The 23,247-nt window shown below is 61.5% G+C and carries 24 protein-coding genes; 11 read left to right on the top strand and 13 right to left on the bottom strand.

All coding sequences use genetic code 11. The features are described 5' to 3' along the window. Positions 1–16 precede the first annotated feature (16 nt). A complete protein-coding gene (locus ACZ0AZ_RS26280; protein WP_129999627.1) occupies positions 17–184 on the top strand; it encodes a metallothionein in 168 nt (55 codons plus the stop codon). A 21-nt stretch (positions 185–205) separates the two neighbouring features. Here ACZ0AZ_RS26280 and ACZ0AZ_RS26275 read toward each other — a convergent pair whose 3' ends face one another. After that, complete coding sequence (locus ACZ0AZ_RS26275) at positions 206–478, bottom strand: hypothetical protein (protein WP_129999626.1); 273 nt, start codon at positions 476–478, stop codon at positions 206–208. Between the two features lie 49 nt (positions 479–527). Beyond that, on the bottom strand, positions 528–755 hold the full coding sequence (locus tag ACZ0AZ_RS26270; RefSeq protein WP_016775403.1) for a DUF6555 family protein: 228 nt from the start codon (positions 753–755) through the stop codon (positions 528–530). A gap of 146 nt (positions 756–901) precedes the next feature. On the opposite strand from ACZ0AZ_RS26270, the gene ACZ0AZ_RS26265 reads away from it, so the two are divergent. From ACZ0AZ_RS26265 to mnmH, 5 genes are all read left to right on the top strand, one after another. Beyond that, positions 902–1,666 carry an AraC family transcriptional regulator gene (locus ACZ0AZ_RS26265; protein WP_122880148.1) on the top strand — a complete coding sequence of 255 codons (765 nt, stop codon included), beginning with the start codon at positions 902–904 and terminating at the stop codon, positions 1,664–1,666. Between the two features lie 226 nt (positions 1,667–1,892). Continuing rightward, positions 1,893–2,066, top strand: a complete 174-nt coding sequence (locus tag ACZ0AZ_RS26260) for a DUF1427 family protein (RefSeq protein ID WP_073471384.1) — start codon at positions 1,893–1,895, stop codon at positions 2,064–2,066. A gap of 31 nt (positions 2,067–2,097) precedes the next feature. Beyond that, on the top strand, positions 2,098–3,054 hold the full coding sequence (locus ACZ0AZ_RS26255; RefSeq protein WP_463538461.1) for a quinone oxidoreductase family protein: 957 nt from the start codon (positions 2,098–2,100) through the stop codon (positions 3,052–3,054). Positions 3,055–3,278: 224 nt separating this feature from the next. After that, positions 3,279–4,313, top strand: a complete 1,035-nt coding sequence (gene selD / locus ACZ0AZ_RS26250) for a selenide, water dikinase SelD (RefSeq protein WP_463538460.1) — start codon at positions 3,279–3,281, stop codon at positions 4,311–4,313. After that, positions 4,313–5,416 carry a tRNA 2-selenouridine(34) synthase MnmH gene (mnmH, locus tag ACZ0AZ_RS26245; RefSeq protein WP_463538459.1) on the top strand — a complete coding sequence of 368 codons (1,104 nt, stop codon included), beginning with the start codon at positions 4,313–4,315 and terminating at the stop codon, positions 5,414–5,416. The genes selD and mnmH overlap by 1 nt, the downstream gene beginning before the upstream one ends. A gap of 134 nt (positions 5,417–5,550) precedes the next feature. Here the strand turns inward: mnmH and ACZ0AZ_RS26240 are convergent, their stop codons facing one another. Continuing rightward, the gene (locus ACZ0AZ_RS26240; RefSeq protein ID WP_039763430.1) at positions 5,551–6,225 is read right to left on the bottom strand and encodes a hypothetical protein; all 675 of its coding nucleotides are present in this window, start codon (positions 6,223–6,225) and stop codon (positions 5,551–5,553) included. A gap of 283 nt (positions 6,226–6,508) precedes the next feature. Here ACZ0AZ_RS26240 and ACZ0AZ_RS26235 point away from each other — a divergent pair, with 283 nt between their 5' ends. Continuing rightward, on the top strand, positions 6,509–7,207 hold the full coding sequence (locus tag ACZ0AZ_RS26235) for a glutathione binding-like protein (RefSeq protein ID WP_039763429.1): 699 nt from the start codon (positions 6,509–6,511) through the stop codon (positions 7,205–7,207). Positions 7,208–7,453: 246 nt separating this feature from the next. Next, positions 7,454–8,428: a porphobilinogen synthase gene (hemB, locus tag ACZ0AZ_RS26230; RefSeq protein ID WP_463538458.1), complete on the top strand. Its 975-nt coding sequence runs from the start codon at positions 7,454–7,456 to the stop codon at positions 8,426–8,428. Positions 8,429–8,552: 124 nt separating this feature from the next. Here the strand turns inward: hemB and ACZ0AZ_RS26225 are convergent, their stop codons facing one another. Together ACZ0AZ_RS26225 and ACZ0AZ_RS26220 are read right to left on the bottom strand one after the other, a co-directional pair. Continuing rightward, positions 8,553–10,082, bottom strand: a complete 1,530-nt coding sequence (locus ACZ0AZ_RS26225; RefSeq protein ID WP_463538457.1) for an FAD-dependent oxidoreductase — start codon at positions 10,080–10,082, stop codon at positions 8,553–8,555. Between the two features lie 202 nt (positions 10,083–10,284). Next, on the bottom strand, positions 10,285–12,489 hold the full coding sequence (locus ACZ0AZ_RS26220; protein WP_463538456.1) for a TonB-dependent receptor: 2,205 nt from the start codon (positions 12,487–12,489) through the stop codon (positions 10,285–10,287). Between the two features lie 267 nt (positions 12,490–12,756). Between ACZ0AZ_RS26220 and ACZ0AZ_RS26215 the strand changes: the two genes are divergently transcribed. Next, entirely contained in the window at positions 12,757–13,839 is a 1,083-nt protein-coding gene (locus ACZ0AZ_RS26215; RefSeq protein ID WP_310406518.1) for a DUF1615 domain-containing protein, read from the top strand. Positions 13,840–13,910: 71 nt separating this feature from the next. On the opposite strand, the gene ACZ0AZ_RS26210 is transcribed toward ACZ0AZ_RS26215, so the two are convergent. The 4 genes from ACZ0AZ_RS26210 to ACZ0AZ_RS26195 all read right to left on the bottom strand — a co-directional run bounded on the left by ACZ0AZ_RS26210 (position 13,911) and on the right by ACZ0AZ_RS26195 (position 16,305). Continuing rightward, the gene (locus ACZ0AZ_RS26210; protein ID WP_129999617.1) at positions 13,911–14,273 is read right to left on the bottom strand and encodes a hypothetical protein; all 363 of its coding nucleotides are present in this window, start codon (positions 14,271–14,273) and stop codon (positions 13,911–13,913) included. 132 nt (positions 14,274–14,405) lie between these two features. Further along, positions 14,406–15,098, bottom strand: coding sequence for an anti-sigma factor (locus ACZ0AZ_RS26205; RefSeq protein WP_463538455.1), 693 nt, complete (start codon positions 15,096–15,098; stop codon positions 14,406–14,408). Next, positions 15,095–15,622, bottom strand: coding sequence for a sigma-70 family RNA polymerase sigma factor (locus tag ACZ0AZ_RS26200; RefSeq protein ID WP_039763419.1), 528 nt, complete (start codon positions 15,620–15,622; stop codon positions 15,095–15,097). The genes ACZ0AZ_RS26205 and ACZ0AZ_RS26200 overlap by 4 nt, the downstream gene beginning before the upstream one ends. Positions 15,623–15,783: 161 nt before the next feature. Next, positions 15,784–16,305 (bottom strand): DUF3455 domain-containing protein, encoded by a 522-nt coding sequence (locus ACZ0AZ_RS26195; protein ID WP_463538454.1) that lies wholly within the window; start codon positions 16,303–16,305, stop codon positions 15,784–15,786. A gap of 291 nt (positions 16,306–16,596) precedes the next feature. Between ACZ0AZ_RS26195 and ACZ0AZ_RS26190 the strand changes: the two genes are divergently transcribed. After that, complete coding sequence (locus tag ACZ0AZ_RS26190) at positions 16,597–17,226, top strand: glutathione S-transferase N-terminal domain-containing protein (protein ID WP_129999615.1); 630 nt, start codon at positions 16,597–16,599, stop codon at positions 17,224–17,226. 129 nt (positions 17,227–17,355) lie between these two features. Here the strand turns inward: ACZ0AZ_RS26190 and ACZ0AZ_RS26185 are convergent, their stop codons facing one another. Next, positions 17,356–17,796 (bottom strand): CBS domain-containing protein, encoded by a 441-nt coding sequence (locus tag ACZ0AZ_RS26185; protein ID WP_039763416.1) that lies wholly within the window; start codon positions 17,794–17,796, stop codon positions 17,356–17,358. A gap of 301 nt (positions 17,797–18,097) precedes the next feature. Here ACZ0AZ_RS26185 and ACZ0AZ_RS26180 point away from each other — a divergent pair, with 301 nt between their 5' ends. Then, positions 18,098–20,458: a DNA polymerase II gene (locus ACZ0AZ_RS26180; RefSeq protein ID WP_463538453.1), complete on the top strand. Its 2,361-nt coding sequence runs from the start codon at positions 18,098–18,100 to the stop codon at positions 20,456–20,458. Here ACZ0AZ_RS26180 and ACZ0AZ_RS26175 read toward each other — a convergent pair. From ACZ0AZ_RS26175 to ACZ0AZ_RS26165, 3 genes are all read right to left on the bottom strand, one after another. Next, entirely contained in the window at positions 20,423–20,893 is a 471-nt protein-coding gene (locus tag ACZ0AZ_RS26175; RefSeq protein WP_129999613.1) for a DUF1810 domain-containing protein, read from the bottom strand. The genes ACZ0AZ_RS26180 and ACZ0AZ_RS26175 overlap by 36 nt on opposite strands. A gap of 24 nt (positions 20,894–20,917) precedes the next feature. Beyond that, the gene (locus ACZ0AZ_RS26170; protein ID WP_039763411.1) at positions 20,918–21,739 is read right to left on the bottom strand and encodes an aldo/keto reductase; all 822 of its coding nucleotides are present in this window, start codon (positions 21,737–21,739) and stop codon (positions 20,918–20,920) included. Positions 21,740–22,005: 266 nt separating this feature from the next. Further along, on the bottom strand, positions 22,006–23,154 hold the full coding sequence (locus tag ACZ0AZ_RS26165; RefSeq protein ID WP_039763410.1) for an aldose epimerase family protein: 1,149 nt from the start codon (positions 23,152–23,154) through the stop codon (positions 22,006–22,008). Positions 23,155–23,247: the final 93 nt, after the last annotated feature.

Raw genomic sequence — 23,247 nt, 5'->3', positions numbered from 1 at the left:
GCAAGGAGTCTGTCCCATGTCCGACAAAAAATGCGACTGCCCGGGCTGCAACTGCACGATCAAGGAAGGCGATCATTCTTACGCTGTACACGGTAAACACTATTGCTGCGAGGCTTGCGCTCATCACCACAAGGGCGGTGAGGAGTGTGCGATGAAGGGTTGCGGTTGCGCCCATCCGAAATAATCACGGCAAAAAAAGTGGAGCCTAATCAGGCTCCACTTCCATTTTCAGACTTTCGTCATCCCTTCGCTCAAAGTGCTTCACCGTACCTTGCAATGTTCGCCCTTCGACTTTGACCACCACAATCTTCGCCTGGTCGAGGTCTTCCGGTACCGGTGCCTGGACGCACAGGGTGAAGCGGTAAGGGTCGTCCGCAACCGTTTCCAGTGCGACTGCGCAATTCACCGTTTTGGTGATCTGGCCGAAGAAGGTGGTCAGGCCGTAGTCCAGTCGGGCCGGGTGATAAGTGTCGGTCATCGGTCGATTCCCCCTGTCGATTGCCAAGCCTGCGGTGAAGGCGATGGGGTCAGTTGGTCTGGCGCCAGGTGACGTTTTCCAGGCCGAATTTTTCTGCCATCGGTTTGCTGGTCTTTTGCACTTTCTCGCGGCCGAAGCGCGGGATGCGACCCACGCCCGCGTCGCAGCTTGCCCAGTGCCAGGCTTCGGCGTTGTCCATTTTGTCCGAGCGGATAATGAACGACTTGGGGGTGCCATGCAGTGTGTAGTCGATAACGTAAAGTTTTGCGTTGTTCATAAAGCCCGTATTCCTCCCTGTGGTAATAAACGGATCGCGCTGTGCCGAGAAAATTCAGTTGGATTGTCCGACGGTATCTATCGTTGGCGAGGGCCGGGCGTGCTGGTTACCATGGCGGCTTCGCCAACCCCCTGTGAACGCTCGCCATGGCCCTCGCCGCGCCCCCTGATCTGACCGATACCGATGTGCCCGTGCAACCGCTGGCGCGGACCTACCCGCGTGGCTTGTTCATCGAGCCGCACGAGCACGTCTGGGGGCAGTTGCTCTATGCGATGAGCGGGGTGATGTGGGTGGAAACCCCGCACGAAGCGCTGGTGGTGCCGCCGCAACGCGCGGTGTGGTTGCCGCCGGGGGTGCCGCACGGGATCCGGGTGGTGTCGGACTTGCAGATGCGCAATATCTACCTGCGCCCGGCGCTGGCGGCGACGCTGGATGCGACGGTGCAGGTGATCGAAGTCGGTGGTCTGCTGCGCGAGTTGATCGTCGGGCTGGTGGCGCAGGGCGATGCCGGCGAGGCCGAGTATTACGAGGCACTGGTCGGGCTGGCGTTGCTGGAGCTGCGCCGGGCCAGGCGTTCGCAACTGAAGATTCCGCTGCCGGATGAGTCCGACCGGCGTCTGATGAATCTGTGTCAGGCCGTGATGGCCGCGCCGTCGCTGGAGATCCCGTTCGAGCAGCATGCGCAGAACGCCGGGGCCAGCGTGCGTACGCTGGCGCGGTTGTTCAAGGACAGCCTCGGCATGGGCTTCGCTGAATGGCGACGGCAGGTGCAGTTGGCCACGGCGGTGGCAGCGTTGATTCAGGGCGTGGCGGTGAGCGTCATTGCTCGCGACCTGGGTTATTCACCGAGCAGCTTCAGCGACATGTTTCGCCGGGAGCTGGGGGTGGCGCCTTCGCAATTTGCCGTGTAGGACAAATGTCTGATTTGTGAGATCCCTGTGGGAGCTGGCTTGCCAGCGATGGCGGCTTGGCATTGAACGGATATGTTGACTGACCCACCGCTATCGCTGGCAAGCCAGCTCCCACAAGGTTCTTTGTGAATTGGGGTTTTTGTCCGAAATTCAGAAGTCCTTGGCCGATACCGCTCCCCCCGTTTCCCTAGACTCTGCCCATCACTTATCGCGGCGGAGTTCCCCCATGAACTACCTCATTTCTCTGGCCATCGGCCTGGGCGTCGGCCTGCTCTACGGCGCGCTCGATTTCCGTTCTCCCGCACCACCGGCGATCGCGCTGGTCGGTCTGCTCGGCATGTTGGCCGGTGAGCAGTTGTGGCCGCTGGGCCGGCAACTGGTCGCTGGCTGGTTGTCCTGAATTTCCCTTTTTCCTTTCGGTGGATGTGCCCATGAAAGCGTTGCAATTCGATCAGACCGGCGACCTGTCTTCCCTGCGTTTCGTCGACGTTCCGACCCCGGTGCCCGGCGCCGATGAAGTGCTGGTGCAGATCAAGGCTGCCGGCCTCAACCCCAGCGATGTGAAAAACGTCCTCGGGCGCTTTCCCTACACCACGCTGCCGCGGATTCCGGGGCGGGATTTTGCCGGTGTGGTGGTCGAGGGGCCGCAAGCAATGATCGGTCAGGAAGTCTGGGGCACCGGGCGCGAGCTGGGCTTTTTCGCCGACGGCGCCCATGCGCAATTCGTCAAACTGCCGGCCAGCGGCGTGGCGCACAAACCGGCGCATTTGAGTTTCGCCCAGGCGGCCAGCCTTGGCGTGCCGTACACCACGGCGTGGGATGCACTGGAACGCAGCCTGGTCAGCGCCGATACGCGCTTGCTGGTGATCGGCGGCGGGGCGGTGGCCACGGCGGCTTTGGCCCTGGCAAAAGTGCGCGGCGCGCAATTGCTGGCGGCGGCGCGCCGGCCCGAGCAGGTGGCTGATTTGCAGCAGCAGGGCTATCAAACGATTCAACTGGATAAGCCAGAAGACCTCGGTGCCCAGGTCAACGCGGTGTATCGTGGCGGCGCAGATGTGATCTTCGACACCACCGGTTTCTGGCTGCCGGCCTCGGTGGCGGCACTGGCCACCTTCGGCCGCATCGCCATCATCGCCGCGCCGGTCGACGGCCACGTGCAATTGCCGGCGCTGGCGCTGTATCGCAGGGGCGGCTCGGTGGTCGGGATCAACTCGTTGTTGTATGGCGTTGAGGCGTGCGCGGCGATGCTCGAGCAGTTCGGGCGGTTCTTCGATGAGGACCGCTTGCCGCTGCCGCAGGGCATGGTGGAGGTGCCGCTGGCTGAAGGGCTGGCGCGCTATGAAGAGGTCAATCAGGGCGGTGGCGACAAGATCATCTTACTGCCCTGACTCACGCAAACCCCTGTGGGAGCGAGCCTGCTCGCGATGACGGTGGATCAGTTAAACAGTCGGCGACTGACACACCGTTTTTCGCGAGCAGGCTCGCTCCCACAGGAGACCACGCTACAAATGTGGGAGCGAGCCCGCTCGCGAAAGGGCCGCTCGGTCAGCACAAAAATCTGCGCGCTCGCGCTCTGCTAGAATCCGCCCCATTCATTGCCAGAGACTCTCCCATGAGCGAGCCGATTCGTCTGACCCAATACAGCCATGGCGCCGGTTGTGGCTGCAAGATTTCCCCACAGGTGCTGGAAGTGATCCTCGCCGGCAGCGGCGCACAGAACCTCGATCCGAAACTCTGGGTCGGCAACGCCTCGCGCGATGACGCGGCGGTGTATGCGATCGATGCCGAGCGCGGGGTGGTGTCGACCACCGATTTTTTCATGCCGATTGTCGATGACCCGTTCGACTTCGGCCGCATCGCCGCGACCAATGCGATCAGCGACATCTACGCGATGGGCGGCGATCCGTTGATGGCGATCGCGATTCTCGGCTGGCCGGTGAATGTGCTGGCGCCGGAAGTGGCGCGGGAAGTGATTCGTGGCGGTCGCTCGGTGTGCGACGCCGCGGGCATTCCGTTGGCGGGCGGGCATTCGATCGATGCGCCGGAGCCGATCTTCGGCCTCGCCGTCACCGGTCTGGTGGAAAAGCGCCACATGAAGCGCAACGACACCGCTACCGCCGGTTGCCTGTTGTATCTGACCAAACCGTTGGGCATCGGCATCCTCACCACCGCCGAAAAGAAGGGCAAGTTGCGCGCCGCCGACGTCGGTGTCGCCCGCGACTGGATGTGCACCTTGAACAAGCCTGGCAGCCGTTTCGGCAAACTCGCCGGCGTCACCGCGATCACTGACGTCACCGGTTTCGGCCTGCTCGGGCATCTGGTGGAAATGGCCGATGGCAGCCAGTTGACCGCGCGCATCGCCTATGACCGCGTGCCGCGTCTGGACAGCGTCGAGTACTACCTCGATCAGGGCTGCGTGCCGGGCGGTACGCTGCGCAACTTCGACAGCTATTCGAGCAAGGTTGGCCGCGTGCAGGAGTTGCACAAACGGGTGCTGTGCGATCCGCAGACCAGCGGCGGTCTGCTGATTGCGGTCACGCCTGAAGGCAATGACGAGTTCCTCGGCGTCGCCGCCGAACTGGGCCTGAACCTTGCGCCGATCGGCGAACTGGTTGAGCGACAGACGAACGCGGTCGAGGTGATTTGATGCTCCGCGACTGCACCGACTACCGCGATATTTTCCTCAACGACCGGCCAATGATGGATGCCCGCGCGCCGGTCGAGTTTCACAAAGGCGCGTTCCCCGGCGTGGTCAATCTGCCGCTGATGAACGATCTGGAGCGGCAGAAGATCGGCACCTGCTACAAGCAGCATGGCCAGCAGGCGGCAATCGAGCTGGGCCATCAACTGGTGTCTGGCGCAGTCAAGGCCGAGCGCATCCAGGCCTGGGCCGATTTTGCCCGGGCCCATCCCGATGGTTATCTGTATTGTTTCCGTGGTGGCTTGCGCTCGCAGATCACCCAGCAGTGGTTGCGCGACGAGGCGGGCATCGACTATCCGCGCGTCGGCGGCGGCTACAAGGCGATGCGCAGTTTTTTGATCGACACCCTTGAGCAGGCCATCGCGCAGTGTGATTTTGTTTTGCTCGGCGGCATGACCGGCACCGGCAAGACCGAAGTGCTGGTGCAATTGCGCAACGGTGTCGATCTGGAAGGCCACGCCAACCATCGCGGCTCCAGTTTCGGCAAACGTGCCACCGGGCAGCCGTCGAACATCGATTTCGAGAATCGCCTGGCCATCGACTTTCTGAAGAAACGCGATGCCGGGATCGAGCAGTTTGTGCTCGAAGACGAGAGCCGTGTGGTCGGCAGTTGCGCCTTGCCGTTGCCGCTGTATCAGGGCATGCAACAGTACCCGATGGTCTGGCTGGAAGATCGTTTCGAGGATCGTGTCGAACGGATCCTGCGTGATTACGTCATCGATCTATCGGCGGAGTTCGCCTCGCTGCACGGCGAAAACGGTTTTGCCTTGTTTTCCGAACGTCTGCTGGAAAGCCTCAACAACGTACAGAAACGCCTCGGCGGTGAGCGCCATTCGCGGATGCTGGTGTTGATGGAGCAGGCGCTGGCCGAGCAGGGCCGCAGCGGTGCGGTGGAGCTGCATCGCGGCTGGATCGAGGGTTTGCTGCGCGAGTATTACGACCCGATGTATGTGTTCCAGCGCGAGAAGAAGGGCGGACGGATCGAGTTTGCCGGGGAGCGGGGGGCGGTGATCGAGTATTTGCGCGCGAGGGTGAGCCAGAGGGTTTGAAGGCATTATCGCTGGCCCCATCGCGGGCAAGCCCGCTCCCACAGGTATTGTGGGTGTACAGGTAATTCATACACACCCTCATACCTGTGGGAGCTGGCTTGCCAGCGATAGGGCCGGGTCAGGCAATACAGAACTCAGGTCGGGCAAGTGTCCTTGCCGTTATCCAGCCCCTGTTTGTAGCTATGACTCTGCAGACTGGCCTTGCCGTTGTGCCACTTCAGGGTCAGCACATACAGCGAGTCGAAGTCATCGCCGGCCCAGTCATCGGTAATTTTCTGCCGCTCGCCCACCGCATTGCCGGCGACCTTGTTGATCAGCTCCGGCAGGTAGCCGTGAGACCAGGCGGTGTAGATCGTCGAGTTGTGGTACTTCTCGTCCAGCAGCTCGCGGGCCAGATCGCTGGTGTCGTTGGCGGAGAATTCGATGTTCACCGGCAGGCCGAGCTTGATCGCGGCCGGGCTGATGGTCATCAGCGGACGAATGTAGCTGTAGGAGTTGTCCAGCTCGCCTTCCTCGACGTTGCGCGTCGGGTTGGCGGCGAACACGTAATCAGCCTTGCCGAATTTTTCCGGCAGCAGGGTCGACAGGTCGATGGCGCGGTTCAGGCCCTGGCAGTTGAGCTGGCCGAGGCCGCCTTCGGGCTTTTCCGCGTGGCGCAGGAACACCAGCGTCTGCGTGCCGTCCGCCGGTTGTGCGCGGCTTTCGCTGGATTCGAGGGAAAGAAACAGCGCACTGACTGCCAGCAGGGAGGGCAGGGCCACGTACGCGCGATGTTTGAAGCGTTTGGCGAAACTCATCAGGTTCGTCATCAATTCGAGGGTTCTTCAGCAAAATCGGTTAAGGCTGACAAACCTTGGCACCGCGGGCTCCCAGCACCGGGTGTTTCCCTGTCGTGAACAGCTTCCTCTGCGAGAAAGGCATAGCTCAGAGTCCTGTAATGCCCGTTTGGTTCGATCCGGGCCAGTGCGCAGCACTCTAACGGCAACCTTTGCGGGCATGCGGGCAGGTTAGCGACAGGATGTTACGGTTCGTGTAGGCGCGGCGGCAGGCCTACTTTATGATCGGGTTTCAATTTGTGACTGGATGCTTCCAATGACCGATCTGTCTGCATTCCCGATTACTCAGAAATGGCCGGCGCAGTACCCTGACTGGATTCAGCTCTACTCCCTGCCGACCCCGAATGGCGTCAAAGTGTCGATCATGCTCGAAGAGATCGGCCTGCCGTACGAGCCGCACCGCGTCGGTTTCGACACCAACGACCAGACCTCGGCAGAGTTTCTCTCGCTCAATCCGAACAACAAGATTCCGGCGATCCTCGATCCGCATGGCCCGGAAGACCAGCCGCTGCCGCTGTTCGAATCCGGCGCGATCCTGATTTATCTCGCCGACAAGAGCGGCCAGTTGCTCGCTCAGGAAGGCGCGCTGCGCTACGAGACCATCCAATGGCTGATGTGGCAGATGGGCGGCATCGGCCCAATGTTCGGCCAGCTCGGTTTCTTCAACAAATTCGCCGGCAAGGATTACGAGGACAAGCGCCCGCGTGATCGTTATGTCGAGGAGAGCAAACGCCTGTTGAACGTACTCAACACCCGCCTCGAAGGCCGCGACTGGATCATGGGCGAGCGCTACACCATCGCCGACATCGCCACGTTCCCGTGGGTGCGTAACTTGATCGGGTTTTATGAAGCCGGAGATCTGGTGGGCATTGAGAACTTCCCGAATGTCACGCGCGTGCTGGAGAAATTCCTCGCCCGCCCAGCCGTAATCCGCGGCCTGACCATCCCCTCCTGACAACACACATCCCCCTGCGGGAGCGGGCTTGCTCGCGAAAGCATCCCGTCAGTTGACGCATCTGTTGCTGACCCACTGCTTTCGCGAGCAAGCCCGCTCCCACAGGGATTTATGTTGCTGCAAAGAGATTATTGCGTACCCGGTAACGCTCTCTTGATTGATCCAGGTTTGTCCCGCACCCGCCGCAAGGCATAAGCTTCGCCCCCTACGACTTTCGTCTCATCCGCTGTTTTCAGGAAAGGCCCCATGTCCAGTCAGTTCCCCGAAGCACGTCCCCGCCGCCTGCGCCGCAATGCGAGCCTGCGCAGTCTGTTCCAGGAAACCGAGTTCAGCCTGAACGATCTGGTCCTGCCGATCTTCGTCGAGGAAGAGATCGACGACTTCGTGCCGATCACCAGCATGCCCGGCGTGCAGCGCATTCCCGAGCGCAAACTGGCCAGTGAAATCGAGCGCTATGCCCGTGCCGGCATCAAGTCGGTGATGACCTTTGGCGTGTCCCATCATCTGGATGCCAACGGCAGCGACACCTGGCGCGAAGACGGGCTGGTGTCGCGCATGTCGCGCATTGCCAAGGACGCCGTGCCGGACATGATCGTGATGTCCGACACCTGCTTCTGCGAGTACACCGATCATGGCCATTGCGGCGTGATGCACAACCACGAAGTCGACAACGACCAGACTCTGATCAATCTCGGCAAGCAAGCCGTGGCCGCCGCCCGCGCCGGGGCTGACGTGATCGCACCGTCGGCAGCAATGGACGGCCAGGTGCGCGCGATTCGCCAGGCGCTGGACGCCGCTGGCTTCACGCAGATTCCGATCATGGCCTATTCGACCAAATTCGCCTCGGCGCTGTATGGCCCGTTCCGCGAGGCCGGCGGCAGCGCGCTCAAGGGCGATCGCAAAAGCTATCAGATGAACCCGATGAACCGCCGCGAAGCCCTGCGCGAATCGCTGCTCGATGAGCAGGAAGGCGCCGATGCGCTGATGGTCAAGCCGGCTGGCGCGTACCTCGATATCATCCGCGACATTCGCCAGGCTTCGAGCCTGCCATTGGCGGCATATCAGGTCAGCGGCGAGTACGCGATGATCAAGTTCGGCGCCCAGGCCGGGGCGATCGATGAAGATCGCGTGGTGCGCGAAAGCCTTGGCGCAATCAAGCGTGCCGGGGCGGATCTGATCTTCACTTACTTTGCGATGGATCTGGCGTTGGCGGGAATTTAATCAACGCTGCAAATGCAACTGTGGGAGCGGGCTTGCTCGCGAATGCGGACTGTCAGGCAGCGCATCTGGCACTGACACACCGCCTTCGCGAGCAAGCCCGCTCCCACAGTTGAAGGGTGGTTTGTCAGTTGAAGAACGGGCGGATGCCGTGATCGCGGAAGTAGCGTTCGATCACCCTTGGATCGGCACTGTTATCCGCCACCGCCACATAAGTATCCGGCCGCAACAGATAAAACCCGTTGCGCCCCAATCCCGCCGTTTCAAACGCCGGTCGCCAGTCGAACACATGCAGCGGCAAGTGATGTTCATTGCACCAGGCGATCATTTCGTCGCTGGTGTCGCCGTAGACATGCACCTGCCAGCACGGCTGCCGTAGCGGCTCGAAGTTATCTCCCTCGCCATCATGCGCCCACGGCAAGCGGTCACCGCCGTGCACGTGGCCGGCTTCGCCCTGGCTCAGCGGCATGCCGCGATAGTTTAGGGTGACCTGCGAGACCGTGCGAAACAGGAACTCGCGGCTGGCTTCGAACGAGGCCATTTTCGGTATCAGAAACGGCGCCACACGCATCCGTAGCAGGTCGGCCATGCGCCCCTCGGCGGTGACGAAACTGAACACCTTGTCGGTGGTGGACACCAGGCGGCGAGCGAAGGCGATGCGCTCGGTTTCGTAGGTGTCGAGCAGCCTCGGTTCGGCACCACCACTGAGCACGGCGGCGAGTTTCCACGCCAGATTGATCGCATCGCCGATGCCGGTGTTCATACCCTGGCCACCGGCCGGACTGTGTACGTGGGCGGCATCGCCTAGCAGAAACGCCCGACCGCTGCGAAAGTGCTCCGCCACCCGGTGATGCACGCGGTAGGTGGAGAACCAGTGGACGTCTTCGATATGCACTTTCAGGTGTTCAATGGCGCGGCTGCTGACGTCGGAAAATTGCAGGGTGTCGGCGCGCTCGGCGCGTTCATCACGCACCGTGCCGATCAACCGCGCACGGCCTGCGCCGGCCAGCGGGAACACCGCGAGAAAATCCGCTTCGTCGAGGTCCAGATGCAGCTCGCCATTCAGCGCCGGGCCGCTGGCCGTGACGTCGGCGACGTAGAAAATCTGCTGATAGGTACCGCCGGGAAAGTCGGTGTCGAGGGTCTTGCGCACCACCGAACGCGCACCGTCGCAACCGGCCAGATAACAGGCCTGACAGACTTCCTGGCGGCCATCGGGCAGGCGCAGATGAGCGGTGAGGGTGTCGCCGGTTTCTTCGAAGCTGTCCAGCGCGGTATTGCGCTCGACGCTGACGCCGTAGTCTTCCAGACGCTCGAGCAGCAGCCGTTCGTGCTCGTCCTGCGGGAAAATTTCGACGAAGGCGTAGGGCGTCAAGCCTTCGCCGATGCGCTTGAGCGGCAACTGCGCGACCGGTTTGCCGTTGACCCAGAAATTCGCCGCCGCAACCTGATGGCCGCGACGCACGATGGTGTCGGTGAGGTCGAGTTGGCGGTAGAGCTCGAGGGTGCGTGCCTGCACGGCCAGCGCGCGGGAAGTGGTGCCGGGCGCCGAGGTCTTGTCGATGATGCGCACGCGCACGCCGAGTTTGCTCAGCCACAGGGCGAGGGCCAGACCGGTCGGGCCGGCGCCGATGATCAGCACGTCGCTGCGGTTCATGGGGCTGTCCTCTTGTGGCTGTGCAGCAAGTATGGATCAGGTCGCCAGTTCCGGCCTCTTCGCGAGCAGGCTCGCTCCCACAGGGAACGCATTCCAGTGTGGGAGCGAGCCTGCTCGCGAAGAAGCCGGATCAAGCACCACAAAAACCAGAAAGGCCCCGCAACTTTGAAGCTGCGGGGCCTTTTTTACGACGCGATGACGCTTAGAAGTCGATCGTCCCCGACAACTTCGCCACTCGCGGTTCGCCCTGGGTCAGGTAGCCGCCCTGAGCCGATTCCCAGTACTTCTTGTTCGCCACGTTTTCAACGCCGAACCGCACGGTCACGTCCTTCTCCGACACCTTGAATGCATAACGCGCGCCCGCGTCGAAGCGGTTCCACGTTGGCAGGCTGAGGTTGTTCGCGGCATCGGCATATTGCCCGCCGGTGCGCAGCATCCGCGCGTTCAGCGCGACGCCTTGCAGACCCGGCACGTCCCAATCCACGCCAGCGTTGAACTGGAAGGTCGGCACGCCGATGGCGTGGTTGCCGTCGTTGGCGCCGTTGAGGGTGTTTTTCAGTTCGGTGTCCATCAGGGTCAGGCCGCTGATCAGGCGCAGGCCGTCGATCGGCTCGCCGAACACGTTCATTTCCACGCCTTTGTTGATCTGCTCGCCTTCACGCACGTAGGTGCAAGTGGTGGCGCTGTTGATTTCGCAGTAGCCGTCGCTTGGTTGTTCGATGCGGTAAACACCCAGACTCGCGCCGTAGGTGCCCATGTCGACTTTCACGCCCAGCTCGGTCTGCTTGGAGCGCTTCGGTGCGTAAACCTCGTTGCCATTGGTCACGCGGAAACCGCCGGAGCTGGTCGGCGAGGTCGGTCCCTGGGCCAGACCTTCGATGTGGTTGGCGTAGAACGACACATGCTCCCACGGCTTGAACACGATGCCGTACACCGGCGTGGTGATTGACTCGTCGTAGCTCGATTTACGTCCGCCACTGCCCCAACTGGCGTAGTTATAACCCTGTACAACCAGTTGTTGGCGGCGCAAGCCGGCGGTGACCAGCAGGCGATCATCGAAGAAACCTAGGGTGTCGGAGATCGCCACGCTGCGGTTGAGGGTTTTGCCGACGATGCCAGGATCACTTAGGTCCCCACCGACATTCCCAGTTATTGGTGCCGGGGCTTGGATCGGGTGATAAATATTGTTTGCGGTTTGTCTTCTATCAAAATCATAGGCACTGCGCTGCTCAGCCCAGATCCCGGTCAGGCCGAAATTCAGCTTGTGGCTGACCGGGCCGGTGTTGAACTTGCCGTTGAGACCGGCCATGACGCTGGTGTTGTCCTCATCATGCGGGACGAACGAGCCAGTGGTGAACGAGGCGCCGCTGTTGCCGACCAGCGTGGTCGAATTGTAGCGGCCGACTTCGCGGGTGTGCTTGGCGCCACCGGCGGCGTAGGCGGTCCAGTTGTCGTTGAGGTCGTACTCGGCGCGGAGCATGCCGAAGGTGTCTTCGATATCGGTGTAACCCCATTTCGGCGCGTAGTTGGTGTCCGCCGATGGCGCGTCCGGGATGTGCGTGGCGGTGCCGAGGTTGACCGAGCTGCGACCGCCGTTGACGCGTTCCTTCTGATAGGCAAAGTCGCCGGACACCCGCAGCGCATCGCCGCGATAATCCAGGCCGATGGCGAACAGTTTCGAGCGCTGGTTCTCGTGATCGATGCCGGTGTCGCCTTCGCGCTGCGACAGGTTGACCCGCGCGCCGAAGCGGTTGTCTTCGCCGAAACGCTGGCCGATGTCGAAGTGATGACCGATGCGGCCTTCGCTGTTGATGTCGGTGGTGTAACGGCGCAGCGGCACGTCGCCGGCACGCTTGGGTTGCAGGTTGACGCCGCCGCCGATGCCGGAACCGGTCGGCGTTACACCGTTGATGAAAGCGTTCGGGCCCTTGAACACTTCCACGCGCTCCAGCGCATCGGTGGAAATGATCTGCCGGGGCAACACGCCGTAGAGGCCGTTATAGGAAATATCGTCGCCATTGAGCGGCAGGCCGCGAATCATGAAGACTTGCGCCTGGTTGGAGAAACCCGAGGCCTGGCGCACGGAAGAATCGTTGAGCAGCACATCGGCGACGTTTTCCGCCTGCTGGTCCTGGATCAGCTGCTCGGTGTAGGACGCTGCGCTGAACGGCACGTCCATCATGTCTTGATTGCCGAGCACGCCCAGCTGACCGCCGCGCGCGACGTGACCGCCAGCGTAGACCGGGGGCAGGGCGTTGGGCGCAGGGGCCTGGGCATTGACGTTGACGTCGTCGAGCACCAGCGCTTTGCTGTTGTCTTCAGCGGCGTGGGCGGTGACGGTCAGGGAGCACAGCAGGGCAAGCAAAGTCGGGCGGAACGGAGCGCCGAGTCGAGCTGAAGCGGGCATGTCGGATACCTGGAGGCGAACGGCCAATGAAAAAATAAGGGCGGCGCGGAACTCCTTGCGCTAATGCGACTCCAGGCGCGAATGATAGGGTTTCGCAGTAACGTTTTGCAATCAGTTTGTCATCCGTAGGAGCTGCCGAAGGCTGCGATCTTTTGATCTTGCTTTTTGCAGATCAAGGTCAATCTCAAGATCAAAAGATCGCAGCCTGCGGCAGCTCCTACGCGGGTTGTGTATGGTGGTCTGGCTAATTTGATTGGATGGAGCAACATGCGATTACTCATTACTCTCGGCGCTTTGCTGCTGCTCGCCGGTTGCGCCAGCCAGCGCAGCAACGAACCGGCGCCGCGCCCGCCGGCTGAAGTGAAGGCTGAAATTGTTCGGCTGTTGCCGGCGAAAACTGCCGACCGTCAGGGCTGGGCCACGGACATCTACGCCGCGTTCGCCGCGCAAGGCATCAACACCACCACGCAGAATCTATGTTCGGTACTCGCCGTGGCCGAGCAGGAGTCGACTTTCCAGGCCGACCCGACGGTGCCCGGACTGGGCAAGATTGCCCGCGACGAGATCGATCGCCGCGCCGCCAAGGTGCACATCCCCAGCCTGCTGGTCAGCGGCGCTCTGCAAGTGCGCTCGCCCAACGGCAAGAGCTACAGCGAACGTCTGAATGCGGCGCGCAGTGAAAAAGAGCTGAGCGCGATTTTCGACGACTTCATCGGCATGGTGCCGATGGGCCGCACGCTGTTCGGCGGCTTCAACCCGGTGCACACCGGCGGGCCGATGCAGGTCAGCATCGAATTCGCCGAGGAGCACGCCAAGGATTACCCGTACCCGGTGGACGGCACGATTCGTCGTGAAGTGTTCAGCCGGCGCGGCGGCATGTATTTCGGCATCGCCCATTTGCTCGGTTACCCGGTGAATTACCGCGAGCCGTTGTATCGTTTCGCCGATTTCAACGCCGGCTGGTACGCCAGTCGCAATGCCGCGTTTCAGAATGCGGTCAGCCGCGCTTCCGGCATCCCGCTGACCCTGGACGGCGACCTGATTCGCTACGACTCGATCATGCCCGGCAGTACCGAACTGGCGGTGCGCACCCTCGGCAAGTCGCTGGGCATGCGCAACCCGACGATTCGCGATCAACTGGAAAAAGGCAAAACCCTGGAATTCGAAGAGACCAAACTCTATCAGCGCGTGTTCGAACTGGCGGAGCGGGCCGAAGGCAAGGCGTTACCGCGCGCGGTATTGCCGGGGATTGTGCTGCAGAGTCCGAAGATCACCCGCAAACTCACCACCGCCTGGTTCGCCAAGCGCGTGGACGAGCGTTACAAGCGCTGCATGGCCAGAGCCGGATAAAACAAACAGACATAAAAAACCCGGCTGCGGGAGCCGGGTTTCTCTGCGGTGTTGCGCTTGAAGCCGTGCATTCAGGCAACACGGCGTTCGATCAGACGATCCGAACCACCTTCAGCAACGCGACGTTCGATCAGACGATCCGAGCCACCTTCGGCAACGCGGCGTTCGATCAGGCGATCAGCGCCACCCTCGGCAACGCGACGTTCGATCAGACGATCAGCACCACCTTCGGCAACGCGGCGTTCGATCAGGCGATCAGCGCCACCTTCGGCGACACGGCGTTCGATCAGGCGATCCGAACCACCTTCAGCCAGACGGCTTTCGATCAGTTTGTCCGAGCCGCCTTCGGCGATCATGGTGTGCGCCGGGGTGGCGGCGAAAGCGTTAACGGCGAAAAGCGAGAAAGCGATGCTGAGAAGAGTCTGGCGTTTCATGATGGTGTGCTCCGGGGTGTTGTTGGTTGGTATGGACCTGATGTTACGCCCGGAATTTTTTATGAGAACTTCATTGCCGTGATGGTGAACATCGACGTCGATGATGGTTGCGGACAACCGCGTAGCAGAGCCTCAGAGCACCTTTACCGCACGCCCGATCGCCTGAATCGGCCCGGTCGGTTTGCCGATCGGCGAGCCGTTGGCGCCTTCCAGCGTCAGCTCAAACAGCTGGTTCGGTTGCAACGGCGGCAGTTTATCCAGCGGTACCGACAAAGCCTGCCCTGGCTTGACCAAGCCCAACGACACCGGTCCCGACCAGCCGTCAGCCTTGGTCCAGAACTCCAGCGCCTTGTCCGCCGGCACCTCGACCACGCCCAGCGGAATCAACTGGATCTCCCGCGCATTGCTGGCCTGAATCACCCAGCCCGGGGCCTTGTCCTGCGGCGCTACCAGCACCACCAGATAACTCGGTTTCGGTGCTGTCTGGGTCAGCAGCATGGTGCCGAGGATCAACGTCGCCGCCAGCCCGGCCGCACTCAAACCGCGCCACAGCGGCAGCAGGTTCCACCACGAGGTCAGCGGTTTCTTCACCGTCAGCCGTTCGAGACTGCGTTCGATGCGAGGCCATAGCTGCGCCGACGGTTGCTGAGGTTCGGCCAGATCGGTCAGCTCCAGCAGGCGCCGCTCCCAGGCATCCACCGCTGCACGCAATTCGTGATCGTTCGGCAGGCGCCGTTGCACCTCGATGCGCTGCTCGAACGACAAGGTGCCGAGCACATATTCGCCGGCCAGTTCATCCCGTTCCTGCGCTGATTCGCCGGTCATCCCATGCACTCCCGCAAAGCATTGAGGCTGCGCTTGATCCACGCCTTGACCGTGCCCAGCGGCGTGTCGAGGCGCGCGGAAATCTGCGCGTGGCTGTAACCGTCGACGTAAGCGTGGAGGATGCAGCTGCGCCGCTGCGGTTCCAGTTGCTCGAGGCAGCGATGAATGCGTGCCGAGTGAACATCGACCGCCTCATCAGGCGCCGCTGACTCATGTTCTTCGCTGAACGGCGTTTCCCGACTTTGCTTGCGTAACTGATTCAAAGCCAGGTGCCGGGTCACGCTGAACATCCAGCCCCGCGCCGAACCGCGTGCCGGGTCGAACCCGGCCGCGCCGTTCCAGATCTTGATGAACGCCTCATGCACAATGTCCTCCGCCAGCGCCGTATCGCGCACCAGCCGCTTGGCCACGCCGAGCAGGCGCGGGCCTTCCTGCACATACAAATCGCGCAAAGCCACGCGCTCGCCCCGGGCACAGGCAGCGAGGCGGGCTTCGTAATCGAAAACGGATTCGGCTAAAGGCATGGCGTGCAATCTAGCTCACATTCCCCAAACATCCAGACGCATTGTTCCCTGTGGGAGCGAGCCTGCTCGCGAAGGCGGTGGGTCAGAAAGTAATAAGGCGAGTGACACTCCGTCTTCGCGAGCAGGCTCGCTCCCACAGGATTGTGCACTGCTTCCGGATATCAGTTCGCCGCCCAGAAAATATAATCCGCCTGGTACTTCACCACTTCCTGCTTGCCCTTGTTCGCCATGGTGCATTCACTGCCCGGCGCCACGCCGCCCTTGAGCGCGACACGCTGGATGTAGCTGACCCCGGTCATCGCGCCTTTGCCCTCGGCCGGATTGGCCTTGACCAGTTGATAGGGCAGGTTGCCCGGGCTCGATGGGGCCACGGCCAATTGTGTGCCGGTGACTTTCGAACCGTCCTTGGCTTGCCAGGTCGCTGGCGGGCCGAAATAGGTGCCGACCTGTTTGCCGCTGCGATCATTGAGCACCGCTTTCGGGCCGACAAAGGTCCACTCGGTCTGCCCGGCCATATTGGGTTTGTCGCGGCATTCGTAGGTGATCTCGCCAACCCCGGTGGTTTCCAGGGCAATCTTGTGCCCGTCCGGCACCTTGATCGCGTCGGGATAACTGCTCTGGGCGAAGGTGGTCGTGGTGAAAGCGAGCAAACCGGTGAAGCCAATCAGCTGGGTGATGTTCATCCGTTGATTCTCCGAAAAGGGTAGAGCGCTGACAGCACCAGAGTGGGCTGTTACAGGGACTACCCCTGGCGGAGGCGATTGGATGCAGTGGTCATGAAAAATATTTCAATGACCCACCCCAATTCCTTGTAGGCGTGAGCCTGCTCGCGATGGCGGCGTGTCAACCAAATCCATGTCACTGGAATAGCCCTATCGCGAGCACGCTCACTCCTACATGGGTTACGTCGGAGACTTTTACACCCGAGCCACAGCCATCTACCCTGTGCAGAGGCCTTATCGGGGGAATCGGACATGTACCAGCTCTACGGGCACAAGAATTCCGGCGCGGCTGCCATCGAGGCAGCGCTGGAGTTGTGCCAGATCGCTTACCGCTTCATTGATACCGAAGCCAGCGCCGAAGCCGACGAGGCGTTGGGCAAACTCAATCCGCTGAAACAGATACCGACCTTGCAACTGCCGGACGGCAGTGCCATGACCGAAAGTGCGGCGATCCTGATTCACCTGGGCCTGACTTTTCCCAAGTCCGGCCTGTTGCCGAGCAAGGCTGCCGATCGTGATCAGGCGATTCGCGGCCTCGCCTATATCATCAGCAATTGCTACGCAGCAGTCGGCATCATCGATTACCCCGAGCGCTGGCTGAGCACGCCTGACGAAACCGCACGGCAAAACCTGATCGCCGGCACGCGCCAGCGCCTGCACTTCAGTTGGGAGGTGTTTGCCGATCAGTTTGCCGGCGAGCTGTATCTGGATGACGAAACGCCCGGCGCGCTGGATGTGCTGGCGGCCGTGGTGAGCCGCTGGGGCGGCAGCCGCGAACATCTGCGCCAGACCCGCCCGGGCTTCTATGCGTGGCTGCAAAGGATCGACCGGCACCCGGTACTGGCACCGGTGTTTGAGCGGCATTGGCCGTCTCAGGGCTGACAATGGATTCCCTGTGGGAGCGGGCTTGCTCGCGAAAGCAGTTTGTCAGCCAATGATGTATTGACTGACCCACCGCATTCGCGAGCAAGCCCGCTCCCACAGGGTCAAGTATGAGCGGAAGACCGGAATCTACTCCCCGCGAATATACTGCTCCAGCTGTTTGATCAGCTCGGCCTGTTCAGCAATCGCTTCCTTCACCAGGTCGCCGATCGACAGCAGGCCGATCAACTGGCCATCTTCGACCACCGGCAAGTGGCGCAGGCGTCTGTCCGACATGATCCCCAGGCAAGTATCGACAGTTTGCCGGGTGTCCACGGTAATCACGTCCTTGACCATGATGTCGCGCACTGGCGTACCGACCGAAGAGCGCCCGTGCAGCACCAGTTTGCGTGCATAGTCGCGCTCGCTGATGATGCCGACCACTTTGTCGTCTTCGACCACCAGCAAGGCGCCGACGTTTTTCTCGGCCATCTTCATCAGCGCTTCGAGCACCATGTGATCGGGTTTGATCTGGTGCACTTCCTGATTTTTCTGATCTTTGAGCTTGAGCAGTTGGGCGACGGTCTTCATGGCGGTTACTCAGGTGTTGTCGTTGTTCATCAAGCATCGTAGACGTAGCCGCGCAGGGCAAGGTGGCAAAGCGGCAGTTAGCGTGCAAAAAACGCCATTTGCCGGAAAAAACATCTTTTTATCGGTAAATGAAGCGTCTGTGGTTAGGGGATTCATCCCCGTTGGCCTGCGCAGCAGGCCCTTTCATTAAAAGCGGGGCCGCTTCGCGGCCAGCGGGGATAAATCCCCTCGCCACAGATAAATCCCTCGCCACAAATGCTGCGTAGAATGGCGTTCTGATTGAAACGTTGAGGTCGCAGTGGTGGATTTACAGCAGGGCTTCGTCCTGACCCGGCATTGGCGCGATACGCCGGCCGGCACCGAAGTCGAGTTCTGGCTGGCGACGGACGCCGGGCCGCGCCGCGTACGGCTGGCGCATCAGCCATCGGTCGCGTTTATTCCCGCCGCACAGCGAAATGCGGCCGAGCGGCTGTTGCACGACGAAAACAATGTCGAGCTGCGACCGTTGGCGCTGCAGGATTTCCAGCATCGTCCGGTGCTCGGCCTGTATTGCCAGCAGCACGGCCAGTTGATGCGTCTCGAAACCGCGCTCAACCGCGCCGGCGTCGACGTCTTTGAAGCCGACGTGCGCCCGCCGGAACGCTATCTGATGGAGCGCTTCATCACCGCGCCCGTGCTGTTCGGCGGTACGCCGGGTGCTGACGGCGTATTGGTCAACGCCCAGTTGAAACCTGATCCCGGCTACCGGCCGAAACTGCGTCTGGTCTCGCTCGACATCGAGACCACCGAAAACGGCGAGCTGTATTCGATTGCGCTGGAAGGCTGCGGCGAGCGCCAGGTGTACATGCTCGGCGCGCCGAACGGCGACGCCAGCATTGTCGACTTCGACCTCGAATACTGCGATTCACGCACGCTCATTCTGAAGAAGCTCAATGACTGGTTCGCCCGCCACGACCCCGACGCGATCATTGGCTGGAACGTCGTGCAGTTCGATTTGCGCATCCTTCACGAACACGCGCGACGACTCGGCGTGCCGCTGAAAATCGGCCGTGGCGGCGAAGAAATGCAGTGGCGCGAGCACGGCAGCCGTAATCACTATTTCGCCTCGGCAGCGGGGCGGCTGATCATCGATGGCATCGAGTCGTTGCGTTCGGCGACCTGGAGTTTCCCCTCGTTCAGCCTGGAAAATGTCGCGCAGACCCTGCTCGGCGAAGGCAAAGCGATCAACAACCCGTACCAGCGCATGGACGAGATCAATCGCATGTTCGCCGAGGACAAACCGGCGCTGGCCAAATACAACCTCAAAGACTGCGAGCTGGTTACGCGGATTTTCGCCAAGACCGAACTGCTGACGTTTTTGCTTGAACGGGCCAGCGTCACCGGTTTGCCGGCCGACCGCAGCGGCGGTTCGGTCGCCGCGTTCACCCATTTGTACATGCCGTTGATGCATCGCCAAGGCTTTGTTGCGCCGAATCTGGGCACCAATCCACCGCAGGCCAGCCCCGGCGGCTTCGTTATGGATTCACGGCCGGGGCTGTACGAATCGGTTCTGGTGCTCGATTACAAAAGCCTCTACCCGTCGATCATCCGCACCTTTCTGATCGACCCGGTGGGCTTGATCGAGGGCCTGCAACACCCGGACGACGCCGACTCGGTGCCGGGTTTCCGTGGCGCACGTTTCTCGCGCACCCGCCATTGTCTGCCGTCCATCGTGGCGCGAGTGGCCGAAGGGCGCGAGACCGCCAAACGCGAGCACAACGCGCCGCTGTCTCAGGCGCTGAAAATCATCATGAACGCCTTCTATGGCGTGCTCGGCTCCAGCGGTTGCCGGTTTTTCGATACCCGGCTGGCCTCGTCGATCACCTTGCGCGGCCACGAAATCATGCTGCGCACTCGCCAGTTGATCGAAGAGCAGGGCCACGCGGTGATTTACGGCGACACCGATTCAACCTTTGTCTGGCTGCGCAGCCTGCACGGTCAGGAAGAAGCAGCGCAGATCGGCCATGCGCTGGTCAAGCACGTCAACGATTGGTGGCGCGCGCATGTGCGCGAGGAATACGGGCTGCACAGCGCGTTGGAATTGCAGTTCGAGATTCACTACAAGCGCTTCCTGATGCCAACCATTCGCGGCGCGGAGGAGGGCAGCAAGAAGCGCTACGCCGGACTCGTCACCCGCGCCGATGGCAGCGAAGAAATGGTCTACAAAGGCCTGGAAACCGTGCGCACCGACTGGTCGCTGCTGGCCCGGCAGTTTCAGCAAGAGCTGTATGAGCGGATTTTCCAGCGCAAGCCGTATCAGGAATACGTCCGCGACTACGTGCGCAAGACCCTCGCTGGCGAGTTCGATGATCGGCTGATCTACCGCAAGCGCCTGCGCCGTACCCTCGACGATTACGAACGCAACGTGCCGCCGCACGTCCGCGCGGCGCGGCTGGCCGATGACTACAACGCCGAGCAGGGTAGGCCCCGGCAGTATCAGAACGGCGGCTGGATCAGCTACGTCATCACCCTGGCCGGCCCGGAGCCGCTGGAGGTACGCCGCGCCGCCATCGACTACGACCACTACATTACCCGCCAGCTGCAACCGGTGGCGGATGCGATTCTGCCGTTTGTCGACGACGACTTCTCAACTCTGATCGGCGGGCAATTGGGCCTGTTTTGAGTCGAGCAATTGCAGCGTCCACTCATCGAGAATGCCGTGGAAGTAACGCTCCAGCGCCTGATGGAACAGACTGTCCTCGGCGCTGAACTGGGCGAACAGGGTCATTGAAGAATGAAATTTAAGGTCATCGGGATGGCCGAAAATTTCTGCTATCGAACGCTGCGACACATTCAGGACCAGTTGTGTGCAGGTGCGCAGCCGCGCCCCGAGCAGTTCGTCGGCCAGGTAGGCCTGGGCTTCCTCGGCTGAACCAATGGCAAAGCGGCGGGCCATTTCACTGCCGCCCAATCCGGCGAACTGCGGAAAGACGAACCACATCCAGTGGCTGCGCTTGCGGCCCGTCTCGAGTTCACGCTGGACCCGTTCGAACACCGGGTCCTGTGCCTGGACAAAACGTTGCAGGTTGTACGGGTCGTGCAGATCTGTGCTTCTCATGGCGAAGCCCTCGCAGTCGGCAGCTCAGACCATCGCCAGCCGCTGCTTGCGTTGTGGCGCCGGGAACACCTTGTCCAGCGCCGCCAGATCCCCGGCGTCCAGTTGCAGCTGCGCCGCCTCGGCATTGAGTTGCACATGCTCCGGGCGCACAGCTTTGGGAATCGCAATCAAGCCGTCCTGGCGCAGGAGCCACGCCAGCGAAATCTGCGCCGGGGTGGCGTTGTGGCGGCTGGCAATGTCCCGCAGAACCGGCTCGGCGAGCATCGCGCCGCCCTGGCCGATCGGACAGTAAGCCATCAGCGGCAGGCGCTGGTGTTGGCACCACGGCAGCAAATCGAATTCGATGCCGCGCTCCTCGAGGTTGTACAGCACCTGATTGGTGGCGCAGGCCGAGCTGGACAGTTCTTCGAGATCGTCGACATCGAAATTCGACACGCCCCAACGGCCGATTTTGCCGTCCTCGCGCAGGCGTTCGAAGGCTTCGACGGTTTCCTCCAGCGGATACTGGCCGCGCCAGTGCAGCAGATACAGATCGATGTAGTCAGTGCCGAGCCGACGCAAACTGCGCTCGCAGGCTTGCGGGATGCCCTGGCGGCTGGCGTTGTGCGGGTAGACCTTGCTGACCAGAAAGACCTTGTCGCGCTGACCGGCGATGGCTTCGCCGACCACCGTTTCGGCACCGCCCTCGGCATACATCTCTGCGGTGTCGATCAGGCTCATGCCCAGCTCGATGCCGGTGCGCAGTGCCGCCACTTCACGGCTGTGCGCCGAGCGATCCTCGCCCATGCGCCAGGTGCCCTGGCCAATTACGGGAACCTGCACGCCGGCCAACTCAAGGGTACGCATTCAAACCTCCTGGCTTAAAGAGTCGATATCTTTAGTGGGCAGCAGGATAGAGCAAGGGTTCCCATAAGGAAGGGGGAGTCAAGGATGAAGCCGGATCAATTGTGGCGAAGGGATTGTGTGGTGAGGGGATTTATCCCCGCTGGGCTGCGAAGCAGCCCCAAAAAAACCTGCAATAGAACGCTTTCTGATACAACGCGTGTTGCAGGATCGGGGCTGCTTCGCAGCCCAACGGGGATGAATCCCCTCGCCACGGGGGGCATGGCAGGTTACTTGGTGGAGAACTTCAGTATCACGCTGTGAGCATAAGTCTGCCCCGGATCAAGCCGCGTGCTCGGGAAGTCCGGCTGGTTCGGCGAATCCGGATAGTGCTGGGTCTCGAGGGTGAACGCGCCCCAGTGCGGATAGACCTTGCCGCCCTTGCCCTTGACCGTGCCGTCGAGGAAGTTGCTGGTGTAGAACTGCACGCCCGGCTCGGTGGTGAACAGTTGCAGGACACGCCCGGATTGCGGGTCGCTGACTTCGGTGGCGAGCTTGCTGACATCGCCCTTGGTGTCCAGCGCCCAGTTGAAATCGAAGCCGCCCTGTTTCGGCTCGGCGAATTTCAGCTGCGGATGATCAGCCTTGATGTGCGTGCCGATCGCCGTCGGTTTGCTGAAGTCCATCGGCGTGCCGGCCACAGGCGCCAGCTCTCCGGTCGGGATCAGTTTCGCGGTGACCGGCGTGTAATGGCTGGAGTTGATCATGGCGACTTGCTTGAGAATGTCACCATTGCCGGCGCCGGCCAGGTTGAAGTAGCTGTGGTTGGTCAGGTTGAGCACGGTCGGCTTGTCGGTGCTGGCCTTGTAGTCGATGCGCAGTTCGTTGTTGTCGGTCAGGCGATAGGTGACTTCGGTGGTCAGATTGCCCGGGAAACCCATCTCACCGTCGGCCGACAGGTAGGTCAGGGTTACGCCAACCGAATCCTTGTCCTTGGTTTCCCTGGCCTTCCAGACTTTCTTGTCGAAACCTTCGGGACCGCCGTGCAGGGCGTTGGATTTGTCGTTCTGCGGCACTTGATAGCGTTTGCCATCGATTTCGAAAGCACCTTCGGCCAAACGGTTGCCGAAGCGGCCGATGGTCGCGCCGAAGTACGCGGTGCCTTTCTGGTAACCCTGCACGTCGTCAAAGCCCAACACGATGTCGTCGAACTTGCCGTGTTTGTCAGCGACTTTCAGCGCTTGCAGGGTCGCGCCGTAGGTGATGACGGTGGCTTGCATGCCGTGGCTGTTGCGCAGGATGTACTGTTCAACGGGCGTGCCGTCATTGGTTTTGCCGAAGGCTTTATGTTCAGCGGTCAGGCCCGCCGCATTGGCGGAAAGGGTAGCGATCATCAGGGACAGTCCGAGGCCGGAGAGCAGGTGACGGGATTGAAGCATGGTTGACCTTCCTTTTTGTTGTTGTTTTCGTATTGACCGTAGAAGCTGCCGAAGGCTGCGATCTTTTGATCTTGATTTTGATTTTTAGAAGCA

It is taken from the genome of Pseudomonas sp. AC239 (assembly GCF_979258545.1).
This window is presented reverse-complemented; position numbering and strand designations above follow the sequence as displayed.